Annotated in this window: 9 protein-coding genes, 1 pseudogene and 1 riboswitch; of the genes and pseudogenes, 4 read left to right on the top strand and 6 right to left on the bottom strand. The window is 42.1% G+C overall.

The window, feature by feature from the left end:
- Positions 1 to 110: 110 nt before the first annotated feature.
- The 4 genes from JWH17_RS22435 to JWH17_RS22420 form a co-directional block, all read right to left on the bottom strand.
- The gene (locus JWH17_RS22435; protein ID WP_205224939.1) at positions 111 to 317 is read right to left on the bottom strand and encodes a DUF2235 domain-containing protein; all 207 of its coding nucleotides are present in this window, start codon (positions 315 to 317) and stop codon (positions 111 to 113) included.
- Positions 318 to 413: 96 nt separating this feature from the next.
- Positions 414 to 488, bottom strand: a riboswitch (cyclic di-GMP riboswitch).
- Between the two features lie 273 nt (positions 489 to 761).
- On the bottom strand, positions 762 to 2,003 hold the full coding sequence (locus JWH17_RS22430; RefSeq protein ID WP_232371263.1) for a hemolysin family protein: 1,242 nt from the start codon (positions 2,001 to 2,003) through the stop codon (positions 762 to 764).
- A 163-nt stretch (positions 2,004 to 2,166) separates the two neighbouring features.
- Positions 2,167 to 2,829 (bottom strand): class I SAM-dependent methyltransferase, encoded by a 663-nt coding sequence (locus JWH17_RS22425; RefSeq protein ID WP_205224938.1) that lies wholly within the window; start codon positions 2,827 to 2,829, stop codon positions 2,167 to 2,169.
- Positions 2,830 to 3,271: 442 nt separating this feature from the next.
- The gene (locus tag JWH17_RS22420; protein WP_205224937.1) at positions 3,272 to 3,451 is read right to left on the bottom strand and encodes a hypothetical protein; all 180 of its coding nucleotides are present in this window, start codon (positions 3,449 to 3,451) and stop codon (positions 3,272 to 3,274) included.
- Between the two features lie 175 nt (positions 3,452 to 3,626).
- On the opposite strand from JWH17_RS22420, the gene JWH17_RS22415 reads away from it, so the two are divergent.
- Complete coding sequence (locus JWH17_RS22415) at positions 3,627 to 4,091, top strand: hypothetical protein (protein WP_205224936.1); 465 nt, start codon at positions 3,627 to 3,629, stop codon at positions 4,089 to 4,091.
- Between the two features lie 594 nt (positions 4,092 to 4,685).
- On the opposite strand, the gene JWH17_RS22410 is transcribed toward JWH17_RS22415, so the two are convergent.
- Both JWH17_RS22410 and JWH17_RS22405 read right to left on the bottom strand, forming a co-directional pair.
- The gene (locus JWH17_RS22410) at positions 4,686 to 5,099 is read right to left on the bottom strand and encodes a hypothetical protein (protein ID WP_205224935.1); all 414 of its coding nucleotides are present in this window, start codon (positions 5,097 to 5,099) and stop codon (positions 4,686 to 4,688) included.
- Between the two features lie 105 nt (positions 5,100 to 5,204).
- The gene (locus tag JWH17_RS22405; protein ID WP_205224934.1) at positions 5,205 to 5,405 is read right to left on the bottom strand and encodes a hypothetical protein; all 201 of its coding nucleotides are present in this window, start codon (positions 5,403 to 5,405) and stop codon (positions 5,205 to 5,207) included.
- A 186-nt stretch (positions 5,406 to 5,591) separates the two neighbouring features.
- Between JWH17_RS22405 and JWH17_RS22400 the strand changes: the two are divergent.
- The 3 genes and pseudogenes from JWH17_RS22400 to JWH17_RS22390 all read left to right on the top strand — a co-directional run.
- Positions 5,592 to 5,987, top strand: a pseudogene (locus JWH17_RS22400) (alcohol dehydrogenase catalytic domain-containing protein); the annotation flags it as partial.
- A 381-nt stretch (positions 5,988 to 6,368) separates the two neighbouring features.
- Positions 6,369 to 6,803, top strand: coding sequence for a MarR family winged helix-turn-helix transcriptional regulator (locus tag JWH17_RS22395; RefSeq protein ID WP_205224932.1), 435 nt, complete (start codon positions 6,369 to 6,371; stop codon positions 6,801 to 6,803).
- Positions 6,804 to 6,891: 88 nt separating this feature from the next.
- Positions 6,892 to 7,605: a pirin family protein gene (locus tag JWH17_RS22390; RefSeq protein ID WP_205224931.1), complete on the top strand. Its 714-nt coding sequence runs from the start codon at positions 6,892 to 6,894 to the stop codon at positions 7,603 to 7,605.
- The last annotated feature ends 140 nt before the right edge of the window (positions 7,606 to 7,745 follow it).

The raw sequence follows: 7,745 nt of genomic DNA, 5'->3' as shown, positions 1-7,745 counted from the left end.
ACCACCAGGGTTCAGACGGCTATGGCAGACTATCGATGGTCAACAGAATCAGTGGCTAGAGACAAACTGTTCTTGGAGTACCTGGGGATAGGTGCCAAGTAGTGTACGCTTTAAACGACTTTCAGGTTAATACGAAACCAACCACCTGCACCAGCCATTCCGCCAAGCAATTTGCCGATAAAACCCAGGCGAGTGCCCACACCTTCGAGGTAAAATTTAGGTCCTTGAAAGGCATTGTAAAATTTAATAACGTTTGTATCTTTTCCTTCGCCTTTTTCGTCTTCATTCCACGTACCATCAAATGCATAGAGTGCCATTGCTTTATCTCCCTCATGTATTTGTTGTTGGTGGTCGTCACTATGGACTTCTTTCCAAAATATACAAGGCAATAAAAAAAGCCGAATTGCCTTGTTAAAGGCAACCCGGCTTTCTTAAAAAGATCCTAGGCTTTCCGCCCCTGCCTCACGACAGGTTGAGCTTTGTCTTTTTCAATTTCTCATTTGGCTTATAGTATAATTTTATGCCCCAAAATGAAGCTAGTCAAGTCAGCCTATTAGTTTTTCTAGCTGAAATAACGGAAGAAAAAAGTCTTTATCGGTAAAAAAGCTTGGTTGTCGTCGGAGGGCTTGTATTCATTGCTTTGCTGAAAGGTAACTACTCACGGGGTTGGTAACTCTTTGATTTGTTTTATGACGATTGTAGAGTTTATTTAACATAGGACAACGCACCTTGTATCTGGTGCGGCAAGAGTAAGAGTGAGTTCAAGGATTAGGGGTATCGGTGCTCGGCGGCGAATGTGGATTATTCGGTATTTTTTGGGAAGTGTCAAGTTGCAGCCCGATCGCTTTTGCACGTTTTTCCCATTGTCGTCGCGCCAGCACTTGCATATCTTCTACCTTGTCAGTTTCATCTACAATTTCCATCCCCAATAGTGTTTCTACGATATCCTCAAGTGTCACCAAACCTATAGTGCCTCCGTATTCGTCTACAACCAGAGCAATGTGTTGCCGATGATCGAGAAAAAATTCCAGCAGGTCTGATAACGGCATTTCGCCGGAAACGGTCATTATGTCGCGCTTTAGGCTTGCAAGCTTGACCTCTTTTTGTGCCTGTGCATTTGATATCAACATATCGGTTTTTAAAATAAACCCTGTAATGTCATCAAGGCCATTTCTATATAACGGCAGGCGAGAGAATGGGGTGTGTGATTTTAAATCCAGTGCTTCGGTAACTGTCATATCCTGCTGGAGCGAAACAATTACTGTACTAGGGGTCATAATATCTTTAGCGTGTATCGAATCAAAACGGAAAAGATTGCGGATAATTCCTGATTCACGTTCTCTAATTTGTCCCGCAAGTTCCCCGATTTTTGCCATGGCAATAAATTCTTTTCGACTAAAAACATGCAGCTCCTTTCCATGGGCAATCAATTTGGTCAGTTTTTCTGAAATCCAGATCAGAGGATAAAGGAGGAGGATCAGACTGCGCACAAAAATAGCGGTCGGACCGACTAGTTTTCTCCAGTAAACAGCACCTAAGGTTTTGGGGATGATTTCGGAAAGAAAGAGGATTAGCAACGTCATGATTGCTGAAAACAGACCGAACCAGGTACTACCGAAGACGATTGTGGCTTTGGCCCCGGAACCAATTGCGCCGACCGTATGGGCTATGGTGTTCAAGGTTAGGATCGCTGCTAGTGATTGGTCAACATTCTTCTGCTTTAATCGTGTCAACAGAGCCGCCAGCTTCGGCTTATCTTGCTGTAACCCCACAATATAAGAAGGCGTAATGCTTAAAAGAACCGCTTCTGCAACAGAACAGAGAAAAGAAAACACCAGCGCCATCAAAATATAGGCCACCAGTAGGAGAGCATCAGTATGGGTGTATGCTGTAGCCGGTGCTTGAGCATTCCCCGTGCCAAGGGCAAAGGCCATTCCGGTAGAGATGAAAAGTAGACATAAGGCGATAGGCCAGCGAAACCGATTATGCATTAATTTGATCATTGCTATCCTTGTGTATATGGCCCCAAAGGGTAGGACGCAGAGAAAAACGTAGCCAATATACGTTACTGGTTTTGTATGATTGCGATTGTTTTAAATTCAATGGTTAGCATACATAGTAGCTAACTTAATAGGGAAAACGCGGCGGTGTACTGCGTTTCCCTTTTTATTTGCCATCAATGTGTGGCGAACTCTTACGGCAGGTGACAAGTTTGCTTTTTCCGGAAGGAGTATGCGATAAGTTGACTTGGCTGAATATTTTTTTGTACGGAGTGAGATCCTGTTTTAGAAATTCTCTAGAGTCAGACGAGCCCATCATCAGCATTCTCATATAAAACATCATTTTCACAATTGGATTTTTGGGGACTTCATGCTCCATAATCAGAACTTTGCCGTCTGCCTTTACAACGCGTTTCATTTCCATAAGGGCATTTGTCCTTACCTGCCCTCTCAGTTCATACAACGCATGAGAACAGCAGACAACATCAAAGCAGTCATCGATATATGGCAAATTTGCAGCATCTCCCTGGGTGAGAATGATTTTATGAGCCACATCTTTTTGTTTTGCTCTGTGCAGCATGCCACCGGAAAAATCATAACCGATTGCCAGGACATCAGAATACTTTTCTGCAAAAGAAAGAATAACTGATCCGGTACCGCAACAGATATCCAGTATTTTGGCTTGGTTTGCATTGTCTATCTGGGCAGAACGCACCAGAAATTTACGAGTCTCGTCTCCGTGATGGCCGGAATGGATTTTGATAAAAAAATCATAAAAGTGAGCAAAAATATTGTAATACTTTTGGCGACCGGTTCGTATCTCTGACATGGTTGAGAGCCTTCCAGGAAACGGTAAAATTTTGATGTTGGGGTAGCAGCTGCCGTACTTGTTTCGTAAGTTTAGAAGGTTAAATGATAACTCTGCGGCTAAAAGAAGGCAAACTTTTCCTTGTTGTAGCGCTCTTGGTGCCCAGGGGCGCTGGTGGGCTATGGCAAGCAAAAGGGCGGGGAATAGCGGTACGAAAGACATTTCTTTCAAAAAAGGGATCACGCTTTATAGTGAATCTGCTCGGATAAAGATGTTGGCAGGAGGCCGCGCTTTTGCTCAGGCACCAACAGGATATTTCCTGTTGACCGGAGTGGAGTTGGTGTGCTTCTATAGAGTAGGTTTTTAATTCTTTCTTTTACTATGAGGTCACTACCATGCAAGAAGATAAGATAATCACCGTTACCTGCCCTAAATGCGGCTCCAAAATTACTGAAAAACTCAGTCACTTCAAAACACCGGGAAAGTCCTGCACTGCTTGCTGCCGCCCTTTCTCCTCAACCCGGTTTAAAATGGCCATTGAAAAGGCTCTGGAGTAGTTGCTGTCTGGAGGCTGGAAAGAAAACAGGATCATCTGTTGTTTCCAACCAGCCACACATCCCAAGCTTGGCTCGTCACCTGACATACGCCATTTCGGCTAGGCAGAGAACCGCGTTGCCCTTTCCACGGAAAAAGCTTAGGAGGATAATACTCATTTATTTCGCCTTACATCCAGTTAACATCTCTCCTTTGCATAAGGCGTTATTTATAGATATTTTGACTATAGAAAAATCCGCTTCCAGTGGCATTGTATAAGCGAGATGAGTCAAGCAAAGATCTGCCTCCATCGCCCTTGTGCCCCTGCCGCTTCCTTTAACCGAGCAAATAGAGGCGGTATTTTGTTGTTTATTGAGGCGGACAACATTTTTGACAACTTCCATTATAATGCCCTGCTATATGCAGAGGCTGGAAAAAAAATCAGGTCTGGTATGGATTCGTATTACTTTATTTTTGAAGTCGAGCCACAGCACGAAAACCCTATGATTGCCCACGTTTCCAGGGCAGTCGTTCACATGTGGGTGCTTTCAACCGAATTAAATGAAGCAAGAGACATTGCAGTTCGTTTTCTTAAGTCCGCCAGTTGGGAGATAACAGAGGAAAAGGATGGTTACTTACCAACTCCGGAACAGATAGAGGGGCTGGGATCTGAAGAATTGTCGAATTATCAGGCAGCTCAATTAAAAGGAATTCACGCGATGTTTTACTATTGGCACAGGTCTGAGTGATCAAGGATCGTTACCTCGGAGTACGACAAAACAGCCGTGTTGGAAATTAGCGACGGTTTTGGTGAGCAGGAATTATGCAAAATTGGCGTATCGGGAAAATACTGATACTTTCGATCCGGCAATGTCAAAACCTCACGCTTTCCTGGTCGAAGAATGTTTATGTGCATCACATTTGAGGTATCTGAGAATTCTTTACCATGTATTGAATAGCAGCTTTAAAGAATCAAACAGAAGCCACAGAGGAAAATCAATATTTCAGGATGCGCGAACTATGAGGCACCTAAGCCAACATGCAATTACTTGAAAAAAGGTTTTTTCAGTCTGGTGTAAATGTTTAAGGAGAAGGCAAGAGAAAGCTGAATTGAAAATAAGCATCTTAGCAGTCAGGTAGCTGCGTACGTTTATAGATGTAGATAAGGTTCAAGGTTCGTATGGACATTACCGGATTTTCTGATCTAAAATCTAAACACCGGCACAGCTAAAGCCAAAAATACGTTTATATTTATAAAGTTACGCAGCGGCAATCTTTGTTTTATATTTTCCCTGCCAAGTACGCTATCGGGAAACTGCGGGGAAGAATAATGCAGCAACGATTCACACTTCGAGAGTTTGGGCTGCTCTTTCGTAATCATCCTCCTTTACATAAACAAGATATCCGTAACTCCCGCGTCCATCTGTGACACCGCTTGTAGCATAGACGTTGATATTTGCTTCATGCAATCGTAGGTGGATCTGAGCTAAAGCTCCCAACTCATCATCCCCTTGGATTAAGAGGGCATGATGAGGGCCGTCAATGTTCATATCAGACAATTTTGCCTCATGGATTAACTTTAAAGGATCTTCAGGGAAAATTGCTAACTGGGTCGAATTCGGTCCAAATGGTATGACAGAAAAAGCGAGTTGATTTATCCCCATTTCAGCCAACATATTGAGTAATTCATACGCCTCTCCAGGCTGGTCCCTGACCATTGTATAAAAATACTGAACTCTTTTAATTGTAAATGGCATGTCTCCTCCCTGTTACTTCATTGAAGAGAAATTATTTAATATCTATCACTGCTGCCATAATTATAAGAAATTGGCTGGAGGTTTGTCAAATTTGACCGCGCAAAATCATATGTTTTGATTCATTTCTTTTGCTATCAAAATTGCCGTTGACAAGCAGGCAACCTGGTTGGGTTGAAATCTGCTACCAATTCTTACCAACCGGCAATCAAGTCCTCGATGTGTTTTAGTATAAATATCAACATCAACTTTAAGGATTTTTTCATTAAAATCCCACATGGTAAGTTTGTCGGTTTCAATAAAATCCATAATCTGATTACGTACAAAATTCAGCCAATTATCTACCGAAACAGACAGAGGACTGATTTTATTTCTCTTTTAAACCCGGGAGACAGATTGATTTTCATAAAAAACCATGAAAAAAAATCAGTCCCCTACCTCAGTACTGAGAAATTTAATCTGTCTCCCGAGTCCAAAAAAAAATGGCTGAGTTTCATGGGTAATCAGAAATCCATAAAGTCGTTACCAATCAACGATATAAAATCATTACAAGATATTGAGCTTGAACAACCCATTGCAACCGGACGCGAACTGCTGGTTAAGGTGCAGGCCATTGCTGTTAATCCTGTGGACTATACAATCCGTACTCGGATGGCAGGAATCGATGGCAATTATAAGGTACTCGCCTGGGATACTGTTGGTGAAGTCGTTGCCACTGGTGAGGATGTGAATACGTTTAAACCTGGAGATGTTGTTTACTATGCTGGTGATCTTAATCGTCAAGGTAGTAATACAGAGTACCAACTCGTTGATGCACGAATCGTCGGTATTAAACCACGAAGTGTAACTGCTGTCGAAGCAGTAGCGCTGCCATTGACCACCATCACAGCCAAGGTTAGCGCCGACTCTCCATCCACACCCTCTCATCTTTAGAGCGACAGAAAGCACCTTTCGTTTAAGTATAAAGTGAAATTAGTTAGCTTCGTTTCGGCAATGTTACCCCTCGCATGGATGGCAAAGTGCGTACGTCGGGCACAGGATAGCCGTCCTCAATCATCATTTTTCCAACAGATTTATTTGTAGGGAGCTTACTGTTTTGGGTGTTTCTTTAATTTCATTAGTGCCGGTAGATTAAGGCATCTGCTTCCTGAAGGGGAATAATTTAATCTCATATGAGTCAATGATTTTTGTAATCTGGGACTTGACTCAAGGGAACGGGAGATATAATTTTAAGTTTAATTATTCGATGTCGAAATAAATGCAGAGGTTAATATGAAATACAATAGGCTGCCTAAAAATCAACGAGACGCACTAAGTGTTTATGTCAAACTCATGCGCGCTGCCAATCTGATAACAAGCAAAATCCATGGGCATCTAAGAGATGATAACCTAACTGTCAGTCAATTTGGGGTACTTGAGGCGCTTTATCATCTCGGGCCACTCTCTCAGAGTGAGTTAGGAGAGAAAATTCTAAAGAGTAACGCGAATTTAACGACAGTGGTTGATAGCCTCGAGAGAAAGACTTTGGTTTTGCGCAAAAGGACAGAGGAAGATAGGCGCAGGGTGACAGTATATCTTACGGAATCAGGTAGAGAGTTAATTGCCAGGGTGTTTCCCAGGCATGCAGAAATTGTAGCAAAGGCGTTTGAGTTTCTTAGTGATGAAGAAAAAGATATTCTGTCGAATGTATTAAGAAAGTTTAAATAAACGCGCCTATTTTCTTATTCACATATTTCGACATCGAAATAATAGTAGATTTTATGAAATATAACCGCTCACCATACAGGAGAATATAATGAAACCAATGTATCACGAAAATCAATCAAGAGGACTGTCTGATCATGGTTGGCTAAAAAGCAGACACACTTTTAGTTTTGCCGATTACTACAACCCTGAGAGCATGAATTTTGGATTATTGCGAGTGCTTAACGATGACATCGTCACGCCATCAATGGGATTTGGAACTCATCCTCATGAAAACATGGAGATAATTTCTATTCCTCTTTCAGGGGCTTTACGACATCAAGACAGTATGGGCAACAAGCATATCATATCTACAGGTGAAGTCCAGATTATGTCGGCAGGAAGAGGCATAACCCACTCGGAGTACAATGACTCATCTTCAGAAGATGTAAATTTTCTTCAAATCTGGGTGCTGCCAAAAGAAAGGGACATTACCCCAAGGTATGATCAGAAATTTTTTGATGAAGGTAATAGAAAAAACAGGTTCCAGCTTCTTGTAGCACCAGAAAATTCGGAAGAAACGGTATTGATCAACCAGGATGCCTGGTTTTCACTAGCTGATATTGAGGCTGAAAAACAGGTGATCTATGAGAAAAATGACAAAAAGAATGGTGTTTACTTCTTTGTCATCGAAGGCAGTGTCAACATAGACGGTAATGCTGTTAAAAGGCGTGATGGATTGGGGATAGTAGACGGCGAAACCTACCCAATTGTAGCTCAAAGTAAAGCGCAACTCCTGGCGATTGAGGTCCCATTGGTCGACTAAGTAGAGCCATTAACTCAAGTTTCGGGGTTGGCTAGGGCAACCAAAGCCCCTCACTTTTTTAATAAAAACGCATAATTAACGAGAAAAGCCTTTTACTCTCTGATATATTGTTTTTGCCAAAAAATAATATAAAAACAGGG

Origin of the sequence: Desulfogranum marinum (assembly GCF_016918565.1) — a bacterium.
Lineage (GTDB): Bacteria > Desulfobacterota > Desulfobulbia > Desulfobulbales > Desulfobulbaceae > Desulfogranum > Desulfogranum marinum.
Note: the sequence above shows the minus strand (reverse complement) of the source record. Positions and strands in the feature narration are given on the sequence as shown.